The following is a 17325-nucleotide window of genomic DNA, read 5'->3' as shown; positions in this document are numbered from 1 at the left end:
ATAAGCGACTTGCGAGGGCAAGTTGCCGGGTGCTTGCACCCGGCTTTTCTATTCGATGGCGGCGGGCAACACTCGCGCGCCGCCGCTCCGCTTATTTCCCACCCAGGCGCTGCTTCAATTCCGTCGACTCGATCCGCGCGATCTCGACCACCTTGCCGTCGCGTACCTGCGTGACGATCACCGGCAGCAGGATCTGCTGCGACGTGCCGTACTGGCTCTTGCCGCCAAACGCGCTCGGACCGAAGCTCGAATCGAAGACGATGGTCGGCAGCACCTTGGCGACGGCGGTTGCATCCACACGGCCCGCTTTTTCGAGCCCCGCTTTCAGCGCCATCACGCCGTCCCAGGCGGACAGGTCCGTGAGGTTCAACGGTTCGTGGAAAATCGGCTGGAAGCGCGCGTCGAGGTCGCGCTGAATCGGTGTCGCGCCGGATGACGAGAACACCGCGTCGAGCCCCATGTAGAGTCCCTCGAGCGTTTTTCCTCCGGTGTGAATCAACGCATCCGATACCGTCCCCGCGGAAGCGATCCGCACGCCGTTCCAGCCTTGATCCGATAACGCACGATACAGCACGCCTACATCGCCCGGCGGCGCGCCGAGCGTGTCGATCACATCGGGCTTCAGTTGCGCGGCGCGCGTGGCCACGGGCTGGAACTCCGTCGTGCCACGTTCATACGTGAACTGCCCGACGATCTTCGCACCGAGCTTTTCCCAATGCGCGGTCGCCGCCTTCGCGACTTCCTGATCCGCGCTATCGTTCGGGCTGATCAGGGCGACCGTGCGGATCGTCGGATGCTGCTTCATGACCAGTTGATAGAGCGGCTCCAGAAACTCCGTCGGCGTGTTCATGGTCGTGAACGTGAGCGGGTATTTGGGGCCTTTGATCGCATTGGACCAACTGATGGTGAACATCAGCACGTTCGATCGCTCCGAGATGCTTTGTGTGGCAACGACAGCCTGCGTCGACATGCCAAGTATGATGAACTTGATGCCGTCGCGATTGAGCATGGTCTGCGCGACCTTCACGCCGTCCGCGGCGGTGTATTTGTTGTCGTAGGACGTCAAGGCCAGCTTGTACGTCTTGTCGCCGACATGAACGCCGCCATGACTGTTCACGTACTGCACCGCCTGCTTGCCGACCCACTCGGAGCCCAATCCCCAACTGGCTCCCGCGCCCGACATCGGCACGGTCATGCCGAGCGCGATGGTGTCTTCCGCCTGCGCGGCGTTCACCAGCCCAAAGCCAAGTCCCGCCGATAGCGCGCATGCCGCGAGCAGGCGCGGTAAGCGCGGCAGGTGACGCGGCAAAAACGGAAAGTGTTGCGTTCGCAACGATGTCATGTTCAACGCCAGTTCATCAGCCATGTCTTCCTCCAATGTGTCGGCCACGCTTCGTGCTTTTTCGGCGCGAATCGACCGCTTTGTTGTCATGCACCGGCGACCACGGCGCTCAAGCTGATTGCACTCGCCGTTTGCCTACTCTGTCGATACTTCGACATCTAATATTATTCGAAGTTAAGTTGCAAACGGCACAATGTCAATACGGCGGCGCACCTATAATTCCGCGCACTTCGTCCCGACTGGAGGCGACCGGACTGTACGGGCCGGCTGCGTTGACTTGGGGAGCAAACGGGCGGTGTATGCTATGCGCTTTGCTCACTTCAATCGACCAAGATGGCAACCACGAAAAACGATCGAGAAAAGCCGCCGCTACCGATGCCGATCAACTGGCGCGACGCCGTCCCGAACGATCGCCTCGCCCACGTCATCAAGGACGCGCAACGCGCCATGGCGCGCGGACTGCAGATCCGGCTGATGGAGCATTCGGTCTCGTTGGGACATTGGCCGTTCCTGCGCATCCTGTGGGAGCGCGACGGCCTCACGCAACGTGAATTGAGCGAACTGGCGGGCTTGCGGGAACCGACCGCCTATAGCGCGTTGCAGGCCATGGAAAAGCTCGGCTACATCACGCGCCGCAAGCTGCCCGACAATATGCGCAACATCTGCGTCTACCTGACACCGAAGGGCAAGGCGCTGCAAAAGACGCTGATTCCTCTCGCCGAGGATCTGCACGAAGTGGCGGTACGGAATATTCCACCGAGAACGCTTGCCCAGTTTCGCAAGACGTTGCACACCATCATCAAGAACCTCGAGGACGACGAGATCGAAAAGGAACGCCGCATGCCGCCGTCCCGCAAGCTCGGGTGATGGAACTCAGCGCACGCAACCGACGCTGAGCCGCGCCTGGGTGTCTGCGTTGGCCGCATACAAGGTATGGTCGCGCACGTCGGTCAATCCGAATGCGCGTGCCAACGCCTCGCGCGCCGAGGCCGTCTCGCCGGGTATTCGGCCCTGCACGATGACGACGGCGTCCGGCGCGCAATAGCGCTGCGCCTGGTACAAGGCGAGGTTTGCGTCGTCGCGCAATTGCGAACTGTCGCAGGTCGCCGCATCGCGCACTAAAATCGACACGAGGCCGCTGGCGCTGCGAGCGAGAATCCAGCCGGCGTGGTATCCGCATGAACCCGCCGGCTCGGCGAACACGCGAATCAATCCACTCAGGTGCTGGAAGCGCGGATCGGCCGCGAGCATGTCGGTTGCCTGCGCCGGTAGCCCGTCGCCATCCGTCCAAACCGCAAGCGTCGAATCCGCACGGTGCGTCGCGCGCATCGTCATGCCTGTTTCGCCGATCAGGAACAGCCCTTCGCGGCCCTGCGCGTGCGCGCGGACCGTCAGATAGTCTTGCATGTCCATCGCGTCTCCCGTCTCCTTGAACTGACTCTGGCCGAATGGCTGTGGCGGCACTTCGCGCGGCACGATCACAGATCGAGTACGAGCAACTCGCTTTTCGCACGCGATACGCACGCCGTCAGAAACTCCTGCTGTTCGTCGGCGCCGAGAATGCAGTCGCGATGATCAACCTCGCCTTCCAGATATCGCATCTTGCATGTGCCGCACAGCCCGGCTTCGCACGAGGTCTGAATCGGCAGATGTGCTTCCCGTAACACGTCGGCGATGCTCAGGTTCGGCGCTACCGTCAACCGTTGACCTGTGCTCGCGATCTGGATTTCAAAGCTGCCGCTGGGGTCATGCGCCGCGTCCGATACCGCCGATTCGAGCACCGGCGGCGCGCTGAAATGCTCGCAATGCACGCGTTCACGCGGCCAGTGCGCGGTCGCCTCGGCGCAAGCCCGCATGAAACCCGCTGGACCGCAGTAGTACACGTGCGTGCCGCGCGTCGCTTCTTCGTCGAGCAGACGCCGCAAGTCGAGTCCTTTCGATGGATCACCGCCGTCGAAGTGCCAATGCAACTGATCCGCGTCGAGCATGGCTTCGAACTCGTCGTAAAACGGCGCGGCACTCCGCTCGCGGGCACAGTAATGCAGCGCGAAGTCAGCGCCATCGAGCGCGAGCCGATGCGCCATCGACTTCAACGGCGTCACGCCGATGCCGCCAGCCAGCAGCAGAACGCGGGTAGCCCGTCCGTCGAGCATGAAATGATTACGCGGCCGGCTGATGCGCACGCGCTCTCCGGCGCGCAAGCGCTCATGCATCGCTTTGGAGCCGCCCCGCCCGCGCTCGTCGCGAAGCACCGCGATGACGTAGCGCCCCCGCTCATCCGGCGGGTTGCACAGAGAGTATTGCCGCACGAGGCCGTCGCCGAGATGCACGTCGATATGCGCGCCCGCGTCGAACTGCGGCAGATCGCCATCGTCCGGATCGACGAATTCGTACGACAGGACGTTGCGCCCTTCGTAGCGAATCTGCCGGACAAAGACGGTCAGCGTCGTCGATTCCAGGGTTTGTTCGAAACCGCCTTCTGCCATGATGTCTCCGCTTTGCGGCACCGAGTGCCGCATGCTGCGCTGGTTTTCGCGTTAGGTGGTGCAATGGCGCTTACGACTCTGCCCGTGCTGCCTGATTGGCGGGCGCGCCAGCGGTTCGCCCGTTGACCTCCAGTTCGAGCGCCGCCATCTTGTCGCGCACGAACGCGGTCCGCGTTTCGCCTTGCAGCTTCTCACTTTCGATCAGGATCGCCACCACGCCCTTGGACAGCTTGCGCCGCCGCGCAATTTCCTCTTCGACGGTCGCCGCTTCCGGCATGTCGAACACATTGCCCGAGCAAAAGCTGTTGGGCGCCCCGCCGACCGTGCGCAGCCACTCGGCAAACTGCTGCGGCCCGGCGGCCGGATTGCTGCCACGCACGGCGTCGCGCAGCATCTTGCGGAACAGATAGAGGCCAGCGTCGAGCTTGGTGGGATGTTCGAGCGTGTGCACGGCAATGGGACGCTGGCTGATGATGGCCTCGTAATCGCCAGGCGCGTATTGCGCTTGCTTGTAATGCTCGCGTTCACGGTGGTTAGTCGGGATGGGCGGCATTTCGTCTATCGAATATTTGCCGAAACGCTCCGGACGGCGCATTGCCACCTGTCCTTCGAGAAAGTCGATCGACTCGTAGCCGACCCATTCTTTTTTCCCGACGCCGCGCGTGTCGATGCCGGGGCCCATCACGCGCCAGCCGATCATCTTGCTGTTCTCGTCGTCCACGGGCACGGTCCAGCGCACGATATGAAAGCGGCTGAAGAGTTTGCGTGCCGAGCCGTCTTCCGACGTATACGCATGCAGGCTCAGGTTCGGCAACACCTGATGCTGCACGCGCACGAACATCCGTTCCTTGTCGACGCGCCGCGCGCCCGCACAGGCCAGACTGCGGCCCTGTTGCACTGGGATGAATTGCATGTCAGGCGCGACTTCCATCGACGCGGCGCCGACCTCGTCGAACGTGGTGCCCTGGAAGCGGCCGTCCACCACGTTTTTGCCGGCGTGCAAGGCGGCCGTGTGGAAATTGTCGGCCGCATTGTCCTGCACCTGCAACCAGTTGCAATGCTGGAAGTTGCTGAACGGCACCAACTCGTCGCCAGGCAGCACGGTGAAGTCGCCTTCCCATTCGGGAAACGGCGGCTCTTCGTCCGGCGGTCCCATGTAGGCGAAGACGAGCCCATTGCGCTCGACAGCCTTGTAAGCGCCCTGCCGGATCGAGCAGGCGTACTTCTCGGCCTCCGCTTCCTCGCCTTTGGGAAACGGCACGTGCAAACAGGTTCCGTCCACGTCGAACACCATGCCGTGATAACAGCAGCGGATGCCGTGTTCCTGGATCGCGCCATATTCGAGCGATGCGCCGCGGTGCACGCAGTGCGCATGCAGAACGCCGACCCGCCCGCTGCCGTCGCGGAAAGCCACCAGTTCCTCGCCGAGAATTTTCAGGAAGCGCGGCGTATCGGTCAGTTCCATCGCCATGCAGACGGGATGCCAGAAGCGCCGCATGTATTCGCCCGTGGGCGTGCCTGGGCCGGTTTCGGTCAGTTCGGGATCGTGATCGGGCACCTTGTTGGTGTAGTAGCCACCATAGGGCACGAGTTTCTTCACCACAGCACCGCCGCTGCTGCCGCCATCGTCCATCTTTTCCGACTTGATCGCCATGGGAACCCCTCCGATTATTGACGCCGCGCCAGACGGCAATCTGCCTGGCTACTGAACTCCGAACTCTGTATACAGAGATTAGAAGCGTTGTAATCAGATGCCTATACGGGTTAACGCGCTGTCCAGCGCTTCGCGCTTCGACAGACACCGGCGCACCATGCGTTGACCACGTCAGGCCGGCACTGTAGTCTGTATCCAAAGTACAGAGAGCGCCATGCCCATCAAATTCGACAAAATTCAGGTTCGCCCCGACTTCGTGGACGAGGTCTATCGCGTGCTGCTCGATGCCATCAGCGACGGGTCGCTTGCACCCGGCGTGCGTCTCACCCAGGAGGAGATCGCCGAGCAGTTCGCGGTGTCGCGCTCGCCGGTATTGCAGGCGTTGCGTTTGCTGAAAAAGGACGGCCTCGTGCAGGATGCGCCGGGCCGCGGTGTAGTCGTCGCGCCGCTCGACGTCGAGTGGATCGGTCACCTCTATGAAATACGTGGCGCGCTTGACTCGCTGGCCGCGAAACTCGCCGCGCTACGCCGCAGTACGATCGATCCCGCGCTGATCGCCCAAGGGCGGCGCGCGTCTAAAGGCAAGGACGTCAAGGCCATGATCGATGCCGACGCCGCTTTTCACAATGCCATCTATCAGGCGTCCGGCAATCCGCTGATTGGCGAAAGCGCCCTTCTGCATTGGGTCCACTTGCGGCGTGTGATGGGTGCGGTGCTGCAATCGTCGAACCTGCGCGACGCGATCTGGGACGAGCACGCCGCGATCGCGCAGGCCATCGCGGCCGGCGACGCGGCGCGAGCGGTCGAGTTGACCGAGCATCATACGAGCCGCGCGCGCGCCAATCTCATCGAGCGACTGGAACACGTGCTCGCCGCGGGCCAGGCCTCCGCCTGATTCAGCGCGGCGGAGTCCGGTGGCGCCGCGACGCAGGAATGAATCAACGAACGCATCGCGATAGACGTTTCCTGCTGACCGTTATGCTCCGTCCGGACCCGACGCTTCCGACAATACAGGTGTCCTATCGTCCCCGGTGCGCAATGACACCATCACGCGCCCGCATACTGTCCTCTCACGCCCTTCATTGCGCTACAAATCGCGCTGACATGGCGGTGATCCGTGCCACAGCATCCGCCCACCACGTTCATGCGCGGCAACAACGCGTTCAGCGCCCGATACTGTGCGCCGAGCTCCTCCGGGTTGCCGTCGTCGAGGTCGGCGGATTCGTCGAGTTCGGCGTGACTGCGCCGTGACGCGTTCGCCCGGATGCCGTGAATGCGCTCGAGCCACCCGCCTCCATCGCCCAGCACGGTTTCGAAGTGCGATGGGTGCGCGCAATTGATCATGTAATACGCGGCATAGGCGCCGGTTTCCGCGTCGGCGCGCTCGATAACATCGCGCAGCGCATCGCCCGACGGCAAGCGTCCGTCCATTTCGAGCGTGAACGAAATCGCCACGGGCATGCGGGCTTGCCTAGCGGCATCGATCACGCCGATGCCTTCTTCCGGATAGGTGATCGTGAAGGCCGCGACCATGTCCGCCTCGGTCGCCGCCAGCGTGTCGATCTGTGGCTGGTGATAGGCTCGCGCCTCGTCGCGGGTCATGCGTGTATCGATCCGGTAAGCATCGCCGCGCGGGCCTAGACAACCGCTGATGACAATCGGCGTATCCGGCGTTTCGAACTCGGCGCGCACGTGCACGAGCAGTTCGATCGCCTTCCGGTTCGCCTGCGCGAGCGCGGCCTCGGAATAGCCCAGCTTGCGGCCCCAGTCCGCATTCGCGCGCCAGGTCGGCGCTTCGAGCACGAGACCGATACCCTCCCTGCTCGCAAGACTCGCATAGCGCCGGAAATAAGCGTCGAGGCGCGCGGTGCCCGCGGCGTCCTTCAGCAGATCGAACGCGGCGAAGCAAGGCAACTCCATGCCATCGTGAAAGATCAGCGTCGTCTCGATGCCGCCGTCGGTCATGAAAAGCGCGTCATCGAGTTGCGGAAGATGAGTGCGGTACTGGCTCATGGTCATGCTCCGTCAATGAAGTCCACGTCAGGGAAGTCGTCGGCAAGGCATCGGCGGGGCATCCGCCGAGTGAAAGAAGGAGATAAAACATGAGCGTCCGGGCCCCCGCTCCTGCGGGGAGTGCTGGCGCCAGCGCCTTCCTTACACTTTAATAACATTGCGACGGAGCCACGATACGGCGAGCGTGCGCCCGACGCCAAAGCCATTTCGGCAACTTACCGGACAAAACGGCCATGAACGACCGCTCACCCGTGCGCATCTGCATCCTGGCGCTGCCCGAGACGTCGGCATCCGTCGTGTACGGCATGTACGACATGTTCATGTCGGCGGGGCGCGACTGGGGTCTCATCGTCGAGGGCACGCCGGGGCGCGCGCCCATCGCGCCCTGCGTCGTGTCGCGCCACGGAGCCTCGTTCGTCGCCGCCAATAACGTGCGCATCACGGCGGACGCGCCGCTCGATGCCTGCGCGGATGCCGACGTCATCTGCGTGCCCGAGCTGCTGGTCCCGCCCGGCGAGCCGCTCGCGGGCCGCTTCGACCACGAAATCGCCTGCCTCAAAGGCTGTTACGCGCAGGGCAAGATTCTCGCAACGGCCTGCTCGGGCGCGATCCTGCTCGCAGAAGCCGGCCTGCTCGACGGCCTCGACGCGACGACGCACTGGGCGTACTGCGATTTCATGGCACGGCGCTATCCGTCGATCAAGGTACGCGCGCATCGGGCGCTAGTCGCATCGGGCGATGGCGAGCGGCTCATCATGGCCGGCGGCGGCACGTCGTGGCTGGATCTGGCGTTGTATCTGATCGCGCGGCTGGCGGGCATCGAAACCGCAATGCAGACGGCGCGCATCAATCTCGTCGACTGGCACGATGTCGGCCAGCAGCCGTTCGCGCGGCTCGCGCGCACGCGGCAGGCGGAAGATGCCGTCATCGCGCGCTGTCAGTCGTGGATCTCCGATCACTACGCCCAGCCCTCGCCCGTCAGCAAGATGATGGAAATGAGCGGCTTGCCCGAGCGCTCGTTCAATCGCCGCTTTCAGCAGGCGACCGGCATGTCGCCGCTCGCTTACGTGCATACGCTGCGGCTGGAAGAAGCCAAGCAGATGCTCGAAACCGACACCCAGCCGATTGAAGCCATTGCCAATGAAGTCGGCTACGAAGACGCGGGATTCTTCAGCCGCCTGTTCAGACGCAAGGTGAGCCTCACACCGGCGCAATACCGCCGACGTTTCGGCGCCATGCGTGAAGCAATCACCTACGTCAAGGAGAATCGATGACGATCGCGACGTGCCGGACGTGGACTTGCGATTCACCGTTTATGCTTCTCATCGGCGTTGACCTGACGCACCTCGCGGCCGGCTCGCGTCCTGCCGACGTGCTTACGCCAGTCCGCCCTGGCAGACATATTTCAGCGTGGTGTAGTCGTCGAGACCGTAGCGTGAGCCCTCGCGCCCGTAGCCCGATTCCTTGACCCCGCCGAATGGCGCCGCTTCGCTCGAAATGGCGCCCTCATTCACGCCGACAATGCCCGCCTCCAGCAGTCGCGAAACGCGATCGATACGCCGTACGTCCTGGCTATAAAAATACGCGGCGAGGCCGAATGGCGTCTCGTTGGCAGCCTTGAGCGCGTCGGCTTCGGTGTCGAAGCGGAACAACGGCACGACCGGCCCGAACGTTTCCTCGCGAAACAGCAGCATGTCCGCGGTCGCATCGGCCAGCACGGTCGGCGCGAAATAGTTGTGCCCCACGTCGGTCAGGCGCTTGCCGCCGGTCAACGCGTGCGCGCCCTGAGCAAGCGCATCCTCGACATGGCGCACGATCTTGTCGATCGCGCGGGCGTTGATCATCGGGCCGATCTGCGCGGCCTCGTCCGTGGCTGGCGCGACCTTGAGGGCGGCCACGCGCGTGCTCAACACGTCGGCGAAACGATCATAAATGGCCGACTGCACGTAGACCCGATTCGGACACACGCAGGTCTGTCCGCCGTTACGGAATTTCGATGCCATCAGGCCCGCCACCGCGGCCTCGATATCCGCATCGTCGAACACGATGAAGGGCGCATTGCCGCCCAGTTCCATGGAAAGCTTCTTGAGCGTGCCCGCCGATTCGCGAGCGAGGTATTTGCCCACCGCCGTCGAGCCGGTGAACGATATCTTGCGCACCCGTTCGTCGGCGAGCCAGTCGCCCACCGCCGGGGCTGCATGCTCGCGCGATGCGGTGACTATGTTGATCACGCCGGCCGGCACGCCCGCCTCCTGCGCCAGCTTCAGCAGCGCCAGCGCGGTGAGCGGCGTATCCTCCGCCGGCTTCGCGACGACGGTGCAGCCCGCCGCCAGCGCCGGCGCAATCTTGCGGGCGATCATTGCGAGCGGAAAATTCCACGGCGTGATGGCGGCGACCACCCCTACCGGCTCCTTCAGCGCAGTCATCCGTTTGCCGCGCTGCTGCTGCGGAATGATGTCGCCGTAAATGCGCGACGCTTCCTCGGCGAACCACGCGACGTAAGACGCGCCATACGCCACCTCGCCGCGCCCTTCGGCCAGCGGCTTGCCCTGCTCGAGCGAAATCAGCCGCGCCAGGTCCTCACCGTTCGCAACGATCGCGTCGTACCACTTGCGCAGGATCGCGCCGCGCTCCTTGGGCAGCTTTTCGCGCCAGCCGGGAAATGCGCGGCTCGCGGCATCGGTGGCCGCGCGGGCATCCGCGGGTTGGCTGTCGGGCACATTGGCGATCACCTCGCCCGTTGCCGGGTTGTGAACCGCGAATGTTTCGCCGGACAGCGCGCTTTGCCATTCGCCGTCGATGAAATTGAGCGGGCTGAGCAGCGCCGGACGATCGAGGCTTGACTGTAGATCCTTCATGGCGGATTCCTGGAGTGGATGAGGGAGATGCATTGCTGCGACCGGCAACTGAAGTGCGCCAGATGTTTCGCTGCGCGGCGGCAGGCATGATCAGTGACGCACGGCATCGACGAAACGGTTCGTGTAGGTGGACGGTATGTCGATCCGCCCTTTCGCATCGGCTAGTTCCTTGTCAAACTTCGACAGGATATTGAACACCGCTACCGGGCCGGCTGGATCGAAACGGCCGTCGGCGGAGAAGATCGGTTGCGAGTTTTTGTAGGCCGCGACGAAGGTCTGGCGATTGCCGAGCTGATAGGCGGTGGGCAGCGCGTCAGTCACTTCATCGGGTGTCGCCGTTTGCAGGAATTTCTCGGCGCGCACGATCGCGTTGACGACAGCCTGCACGGTATGCGGATTCTTTGCGATGAAATCCGCCGTGGTCAGGATCGCGGCTTCCGGATATTGCGCGCTGCCGAGCGCGGCCTGCACGCCACTGGCGGTGCGCATGTCGGCGACGACGTTGAGGTCGTGGCTGTCGGTCAGCATCGTAATGACCGGATCGACGCTGATCAGTCCATCGATCTGGCCTTGCCGAACCGCGGCCGCGGCGCCGGCCTCGGCACCCACGCCGATTACCGAAAAACTCTTCAGATCGACGCCGGCCTTCGACGCCAGATAATCGAGCACCAGATTATTGCTGGAGCCGGGCGAGGTCACGCCGAGCTTCATGCCGCTCAGGTCCTTCATCGACTTGAACTTCGCCGCGCTTTTGCTCGAGATGCCGAACACGTAGCCCGGATAGCGCGCCATCAGTGCAACCGCGACGACCTTCTGGTTTTTCGCGGCCATGGTCAAGGTGTTCGAATACGCGCTGGAGCCGAAATCGGCCGTGCCGCCGAGCATCGACTGCAGCACTTTCGGGCCGCCCGGAAACATGCTGCGCTCTACGTCGAGCCCCTCGTCCTTGAAGTAGCCTTTGCTGATCGCGATGTCGACCGGCAGATAACCCATCACCGCGCCCACCGTGGCGATGTCGATATGCGTCTTCTCCAGGGGCGGCGCGGCTTCGCCGGCGGCCGATGCCAATAGCGCGGTCAGCAGCAGCGTCATCCGTGCGGCCGACACTGCGGCCGCCGGAATGGCAAAGCGGCCCCGGCTCATGATGCGCTCTCCTGCCCGGCCAGATCGAGCTTATAGGTCGCGGCCGCCGTCTCGCTGAAGAGTGCGCGTTTTTCGTCCTCGGACGCGCTGCTGGCGATTCGCTTGAACGCATTCCACAGCACGTGGTAGCTGAACATCCCTTTGTCGACGGGGAAATTGCTCTCGAACATACAGCGTGTCACGCCGAACAGTTCGATACAGGTTTCCACGTAGGGCCGCAACGTATCGGCGAGCAGCGCGGAGGTGGGCGGCAGGTCATCCTGATCCAGGTGAAAGCCCAGCACCGGCATGCCGCCGCCACCAAGCTTCACGCGGGTATTCGGCAGCGCGGCGAGCCGCCGCATCGACTCACGCCACTCGCTCAGCATGGCATTGCGCGCCTCCGGGCTCGACGCGTGGCGCCCCACGCCCACCGGTCCGCCGAAATGATCGATGACCACGATCACATCGGGAATCGCGCGCGCCAGCGCGTAGCATTCGTCCAGTTGCGTGTGATAGATCCACATGTCCAGCGCGAGCCCGTAGTCGCCCAGCCGCGCGGCGCCCTGCTGAAACTTCGGATCGAGCATCATGTGGGCGGTCGTCCGCGCGGTGGTCGAGGTCACTGCGGGATCGTCGTGCCAGACCAGCGAATTGCGGATCCCCCGCAGCCGTCCGCCGGAAACCGCAAGCATCGCTTCGAGCACCGGCGCCACGTTATCGCCGAGCGCGAGGCTGGCCGCGCCCACGATTCCCGCACACAGTTGCGTGCTGCCGTAGGTGCCCGACGCTCCCATCGCCGCCACGCCGTTCGCGAACTCGACTTCGCCGAGCGTGGCGAAGGCCGGGTCGCCCTGCGCACGCAGCATCGAGCGGCTCTGGATAAAAACCGTCGCGGCGATCCGGTGGCCACTCGTCACATCGTCGAGCAGATCGTGCGCCAGGTAGCGCGCGCCTGGCCGGTCCCACAAATGATGATGCGGGTCCACGATCAACCGCTCCGGCTCGATGATCGTTTCGTTGCGCAGCGCGAGCCACGCAGGACGAACCGGCGCGTGCGGATCCGTGGGTAAGCGGGAAGAAGGTTTGCTGGCATTCATGACGGGGACCCCGCTCATTGCAATGGCTTCTTGAAGCGGTTTATCAGCGCGCGGGTTCCATCGGCCAGAATCGCCGCGTCGGCGCCGACCGCGACGAACATCGTGTCCAGATCGATGAACCGCTGCGTATCGTCGGCGTTGAAAGAGACGATGCCCGCCGGCTTGCCGGCCGCGGCGATTCTGCGCAACGCGTCTTCGACCGCGGCGCGTACTTCGGGGTGGGCGGGATTGCCGGGATGCCCCATCGACGCCGCCAGATCGGATGGTCCGACGAAAATGCCATCGACACCCTCCACTGCGGCAATCGCTTCGATCTGCCTGAGCGCGCCGGCTGTTTCGACCTGCACCAGCAGGCACATCTCGTCTTTGGCCTTCGCGATGTAGTCGCTGCGCGCGCCGAATCGGGAAGCGCGCGCCATGCGTGCGCCGACGCCGCGAATGCCATGCGGCGGATAGCGCGTCATTGAAACCAGTTCGCGCGCCTGCTCCGCCGTGTCGACCATCGGCACGAGCAACGAGCGTGCGCCCGCATCGAGCAACTGCTTGATGATCCACGCCTCGCCAACCGGCGGACGCACCACCGGCTCGACCGGAAACGCCGCGAGCGTCTGCAACTGCGCGAGGATCGTGCGTAGATCGTTCGGCGCGTGCTCGCCGTCGATCAGGAACCAGTCGAAGCCGGCGGTCGCGCAGATTTCAGCGGCCACGCTGTCGGCCATGCTGAGCCATAAGCCGATCTGCCGCTGGCGTGCCGCGATGGCGGTCTTGAATGCGTTCGGATGCTGCATGTCGAATGGTCTCCAATGAGTTACGGTTTCTTGACGGTGGCGGCTTCCACAAAACTATTCGTATAGGTCGACGGCAAATCGATCCGGCTACGCGCCCCCGCGATCAGCGGGTCCGATCCGGCCAGCACGTCGAGTACCGCCGCGGCGCCCTTCGGGTCGTAGCGGCCGTCCGTGGAATAGACGGAACGGGTATGCTCGATGGCCTTCAGATACATGGCGCGGTCGCCCACCTGATACGACTTGGGCAACGCATCGGCAATCTGCGCGGGGGTCGCGGTCTGCAGGAATTTCTCCGCACGCAGCATGGCGTTGACCACCGCCTGAACGGTATGCGGATTCTTCTTGATGAAATCGGTGGTGGATATCACCGAGCCTTCCGGATAGGTGCTGCTGCCGATCGAGGCCATCACGCCCTCGCCGGTGCGCAGATCGGCGACCACCTTCAGTTCATTGCTCTCGGTCAACATCGTGATGGTCGGATCGATACCCACGAGCGCGTCGAGCTGTCCTTGCTTCACCGCGGCCGCCGCGCTGGCTTGCGCGCCGACGCCGATCACCGCATACGATTTGCGGTCGACGCCGTTACGAGCCGCAATGGCATCGAGAATCATGTTCGTGCTCGAACCCGGCGAGGTCACGCCGATCTTCATGTTGGCGAGACTTTTCAGCGACGTATATTTCGCCTGCCCCTGCCTGGTGATGCCCAGCACGAACGCGGGATATTTGATCATCAGCACGAACGCCTGCAGGTGCTGGCCGTGCGCGGCCATGGTGAGCGTGTTCGAATAGGCGCTCACCACCATGTCAGCACTGCCGCCGAGAAGCGCCTGCAAAGTTTGCGGACCGCCCGCATACATGCTGCGTTCGACGTCGAGTCCTTCGTCCTTGAAATAGCCCTTGGCGAGCGCGATTTCGAAAGGATAGTAGGAAATCACGGAACTGGTGGTCGCGATGTCCAGATGGGTTTTCTCCAGACCGCCCTGGGCGTGGCTGAGCGTGGCAATGCCGAGCGTCAATAGCGCGCAGCACAGCGTACGGAAAGTGTTTTTCATGTCGGTGTCTCCTTGTATTTGATATCGGCCTGTCTACCGCTTTGCATATGTCAGGGCGGTGCGCTTGTGCGTGCCTCGAACGCGGCGATCCGGTCGGCGAACTGCAAGGTGTAGTCCACGCCATCGATCCCCAGCAGCAGGCATTTGCGATTGAACGGATCGACTTCGAGCCGGTAGTCGGCATCCCGCGTGCCGACGATCTGACGCTCCAGATCGATCGACAGCGTCGTACCCGGCGCGTCTTCCAGCATCGCGAGCAGGCCGGCGACCACCTCCGGCGGCAGCACCACGCACAGAACACCGTTTCTGACGCAGTTGTTGAAGAAGATATCGCCAAAGCTCGCGGCAATCACCGCGCGAATACCGTAGTCCGCAATCGCCCAGACCGCCATTTCGCGCGACGACCCGCAACCGAAGTTCGGTCCGGCAACCATGATTTGCGCGTCGCGATAAGCGGCCTGGTTCAGCGCAAAATCGGCCCGCTCGTTGTCGTGGTCGTCAAAACGCAAGTCGTGGAAAAGATACTGGCCGAAGCCCTCCGCGCGTTGCTTGCGTAAAAAGCGCGCGGGAATGATCTGATCCGTGTTCACGTTCGAACTGGCAATAGGCAGCGCGACGGCTTCGACGCGCAAGAACGGTTGCATGCACGGCTCCCTAAAGAAATTGACGCACGTCGGTCAGATGCCCGGCGATCGCAGCCGCCGCGGCCATGGCCGGGCTCATCAGATGCGTACGCGATTCCGGCCCCTGGCGGCCGACGAAATTGCGGTTCGAGGTGGAGGCGCAACGTGCCCCTGGCGGCACGGTGTCGCCATTGGTCGCGAGGCACATCGAGCAGCCCGGCTCGCGCCACTGGAATCCGGCCGCCACGAAGATGCGATCGAGGCCTTCGGCTTGCGCTGCGAGCTTTACCTGCGCCGAGCCCGGCACGACCAGCGCCGTGACGTGGGCGGCGATGGTTTTGCCCTTCACGATCGCCGCCGCCGAGCGCAGGTCCTCGATGCGCCCATTGGTGCACGAACCGATGAACGCATAGTCGATCTTCACGCCGTCGAGCGGCTCGCCGGCGCGGAGGCCCATGTAGTCGAGCGTGCGCTCGATCACCGCGCGACGTTCCGGCTCGCCGGCGCTTGCCGGGTCCGGCACCGCGCCGCTGATCGGTAACGCATCCTCGACGCTGTTGCCCCAGGTGACCATGGGCGCGATGCGGGTGGCGTCGAGCGAAACCTCGGTATCGAAGGCGGCGTCCGGGTCGCTGAAAAGCATGCGCCATTGCGCCAGCCGAGTGTTCCAGTCTTCCCCCGCTGGTGCGAACGGCCGGCCTTTTATGTAGGCGAAGGTGGTCTCGTCGGGTGCGATGATGCCCGCCCTCGCGCCTGCTTCGATCGAGAGATTGCACAACGTCAACCGCCCTTCCATCGACATCGCCGCAATCGTGCTGCCGGTGTACTCGATCACATGTCCCGTCGCGCCCGAGGCGCCGATCTTCGCGATCAGCGCGAGCGCCACGTCTTTCGCGCTGACGCCGCGTCCGAGTTCGCCGTCGATCGTCACACGCAGGGTGCGCGGCATGCGTTGCCATACGCTTTGCGTCGCCAGCACGAGCGCGACGTCCGACGCGCCGACACCGAACGCCAGCGCGCCGAGCGCACCGTGCGTCGAGGTATGGCTGTCGCCGCACACAATGGTCATGCCCGGCAGACTCAAACCTTGCTCGGGCCCGACGACATGCGTAATGCCATGCCGCGGATCGTCCATGCCGAATAGCGTGATGCCTTCGCGCTGCGCGTTGCGGGTCAGCGAGGCGACCATATCACGCCGTTCGGGGCCGTCGACGTCGTCGAGCGTGCGCCCCGTGGTCGGCGCGTAATGATCGGGCGTCGCGAACGTACGGTCGGGACGGCGCACGGTGAGGTTCTTCGCGGCGAGCACCTGAAACGGGTTGCGCGAGCCTTCGTGAATCAGATTCCTGTCGATATAAAGGAGACTCTGGCCGGTATCGTCGCGCACGACTTCATGGCTGCTCCAGATCTTTTCGAACAAGGTCTTGCCTTGCATGATGGACACAATCCGTCTCCGTTAGTTGTCGGCGCGCGCTTTGGCCGATGCGCCCGAGGCCGGTTGCCAGATCAGCAGGCGCCGCTCGATACGCGTCACCAGTGTGTCGATCAGCAACGCGAAGACGGTCAGCACCACGATGCCGGCGATCACCGCATTGATGTTGAAGGACCCTTCGGCCTCCAGAATCAGATAGCCGATGCCGCGCGCCGAACCGAGGTATTCCCCCACCACCGCGCCGACGAACGCCATGCCGACCGCATTGTGCAGGCTCGAAAAAACCCAGCTGGCCGCCGACGGCAGATACAGATAGCGCAGCATCTGGCTGCGGCTCGCGCCCAACATCCGCACATTCGAATGCACCACCGGACTGACTTCGCGTACGCCCTGAAAGACGTTGAAGAACACGATAAAGAACACCAGCGTCGTACCCAGCGCGACCTTCGACCAGATGCCGAGGCCGAACCACAGCGCGAAAATCGGTGCGAAGATCACCCGTGGCATCGCGTTGGCGGCCTTGATGAACGGATCCAGCAGACGCGCCAGAAAATCATTCAACGACAGCAGTAAACCCACTACCACCGCCGCGCCGGTCCCGACCAGAAACGACAGCACGGTCTCCACCAGCGTCACCCATAGATGCGGCAGAATTTCGCCGCTCTGGAACCATCGCCAGACCTGTACGAACACCGGCCCCGGATCGCCGAAGAAGAACACCGGCATCACGCCGAGGCTCACCAGCAGTTGCCACAGGCCGAGCGTTGCAGCGAGCAGCAACAGACGCCACAGCAGCATCAGATCGCGCGGCGCACGCGTGTTTGTCGGGCGCTTCGTCATGCGCATGGCGCCTTC

At 63.6% G+C, this 17325-nt stretch carries 16 protein-coding genes; 3 read left to right on the top strand and 13 right to left on the bottom strand.

The features are described 5' to 3' along the window. Nucleotides 1-91 precede the first annotated feature (91 nt). The gene (locus P0D73_RS32505) at nt 92-1366 is read right to left on the bottom strand and encodes an ABC transporter substrate-binding protein (protein ID WP_408317522.1); all 1275 of its coding nucleotides are present in this window, start codon (nt 1364-1366) and stop codon (nt 92-94) included. Between the two features lie 309 nt (nt 1367-1675). On the opposite strand from P0D73_RS32505, the gene P0D73_RS32500 reads away from it, so the two are divergent. Then, nucleotides 1676-2209, top strand: coding sequence for a MarR family winged helix-turn-helix transcriptional regulator (locus P0D73_RS32500; protein ID WP_408317520.1), 534 nt, complete (start codon nt 1676-1678; stop codon nt 2207-2209). 6 nt (nt 2210-2215) lie between these two features. Here P0D73_RS32500 and P0D73_RS32495 read toward each other — a convergent pair whose 3' ends face one another. The 3 genes from P0D73_RS32495 to P0D73_RS32485 all read right to left on the bottom strand — a co-directional run bounded on the left by P0D73_RS32495 (nt 2216) and on the right by P0D73_RS32485 (nt 5482). Next, nucleotides 2216-2755: a hypothetical protein gene (locus P0D73_RS32495; protein ID WP_408317518.1), complete on the bottom strand. Its 540-nt coding sequence runs from the start codon at nt 2753-2755 to the stop codon at nt 2216-2218. A gap of 65 nt (nt 2756-2820) precedes the next feature. Next, nucleotides 2821-3828 carry a PDR/VanB family oxidoreductase gene (locus P0D73_RS32490; protein WP_408317517.1) on the bottom strand — a complete coding sequence of 336 codons (1008 nt, stop codon included), beginning with the start codon at nt 3826-3828 and terminating at the stop codon, nt 2821-2823. Nucleotides 3829-3898: 70 nt separating this feature from the next. Continuing rightward, nucleotides 3899-5482, bottom strand: coding sequence for a Rieske 2Fe-2S domain-containing protein (locus P0D73_RS32485; protein ID WP_408317515.1), 1584 nt, complete (start codon nt 5480-5482; stop codon nt 3899-3901). A 214-nt stretch (nt 5483-5696) separates the two neighbouring features. Here P0D73_RS32485 and P0D73_RS32480 point away from each other — a divergent pair, with 214 nt between their 5' ends. Continuing rightward, a complete protein-coding gene (locus P0D73_RS32480) occupies nt 5697-6377 on the top strand; it encodes a GntR family transcriptional regulator (RefSeq protein ID WP_408317513.1) in 681 nt (226 codons plus the stop codon). A gap of 152 nt (nt 6378-6529) precedes the next feature. Here P0D73_RS32480 and P0D73_RS32475 read toward each other — a convergent pair whose 3' ends face one another. Next, the gene (locus P0D73_RS32475) at nt 6530-7495 is read right to left on the bottom strand and encodes a homocysteine S-methyltransferase family protein (RefSeq protein WP_408317511.1); all 966 of its coding nucleotides are present in this window, start codon (nt 7493-7495) and stop codon (nt 6530-6532) included. A 233-nt stretch (nt 7496-7728) separates the two neighbouring features. Between P0D73_RS32475 and P0D73_RS32470 the strand changes: the two genes are divergently transcribed. Continuing rightward, the gene (locus tag P0D73_RS32470) at nt 7729-8769 is read left to right on the top strand and encodes a GlxA family transcriptional regulator (RefSeq protein WP_408317509.1); all 1041 of its coding nucleotides are present in this window, start codon (nt 7729-7731) and stop codon (nt 8767-8769) included. A gap of 102 nt (nt 8770-8871) precedes the next feature. Here the strand turns inward: P0D73_RS32470 and P0D73_RS32465 are convergent, their stop codons facing one another. From P0D73_RS32465 to P0D73_RS32430, 8 genes are all read right to left on the bottom strand, one after another. Next, nucleotides 8872-10353, bottom strand: coding sequence for an NAD-dependent succinate-semialdehyde dehydrogenase (locus tag P0D73_RS32465; protein WP_408317507.1), 1482 nt, complete (start codon nt 10351-10353; stop codon nt 8872-8874). Nucleotides 10354-10443: 90 nt separating this feature from the next. Further along, the gene (locus P0D73_RS32460; protein ID WP_408317505.1) at nt 10444-11496 is read right to left on the bottom strand and encodes an ABC transporter substrate-binding protein; all 1053 of its coding nucleotides are present in this window, start codon (nt 11494-11496) and stop codon (nt 10444-10446) included. Next, a complete protein-coding gene (locus P0D73_RS32455) occupies nt 11493-12575 on the bottom strand; it encodes an amidohydrolase family protein (RefSeq protein WP_408434528.1) in 1083 nt (360 codons plus the stop codon). The genes P0D73_RS32460 and P0D73_RS32455 overlap by 4 nt, the downstream gene beginning before the upstream one ends. Before the next feature lie 14 nt (nt 12576-12589). After that, a complete protein-coding gene (locus tag P0D73_RS32450) occupies nt 12590-13363 on the bottom strand; it encodes an aldolase/citrate lyase family protein (RefSeq protein ID WP_408317501.1) in 774 nt (257 codons plus the stop codon). 20 nt (nt 13364-13383) lie between these two features. Continuing rightward, nucleotides 13384-14415, bottom strand: a complete 1032-nt coding sequence (locus P0D73_RS32445) for an ABC transporter substrate-binding protein (protein ID WP_408317499.1) — start codon at nt 14413-14415, stop codon at nt 13384-13386. A gap of 50 nt (nt 14416-14465) precedes the next feature. Continuing rightward, complete coding sequence (leuD, locus tag P0D73_RS32440) at nt 14466-15059, bottom strand: 3-isopropylmalate dehydratase small subunit (protein WP_408317497.1); 594 nt, start codon at nt 15057-15059, stop codon at nt 14466-14468. A 10-nt stretch (nt 15060-15069) separates the two neighbouring features. Beyond that, nucleotides 15070-16473, bottom strand: a complete 1404-nt coding sequence (leuC, locus tag P0D73_RS32435; RefSeq protein ID WP_408317531.1) for a 3-isopropylmalate dehydratase large subunit — start codon at nt 16471-16473, stop codon at nt 15070-15072. Between the two features lie 21 nt (nt 16474-16494). After that, on the bottom strand, nt 16495-17310 hold the full coding sequence (locus P0D73_RS32430; RefSeq protein WP_132381225.1) for an ABC transporter permease: 816 nt from the start codon (nt 17308-17310) through the stop codon (nt 16495-16497). Nucleotides 17311-17325 lie beyond the last annotated feature (15 nt).

Origin of the sequence: Paraburkholderia sp. RL18-101-BIB-B, assembly GCF_046026985.1 — a bacterium.
Taxonomy (GTDB): Bacteria; Pseudomonadota; Gammaproteobacteria; order Burkholderiales; family Burkholderiaceae; genus Paraburkholderia.
The sequence above is the reverse complement of the archived record's forward strand: the minus strand, read 5'-3'. Positions and strand labels throughout refer to the sequence as shown.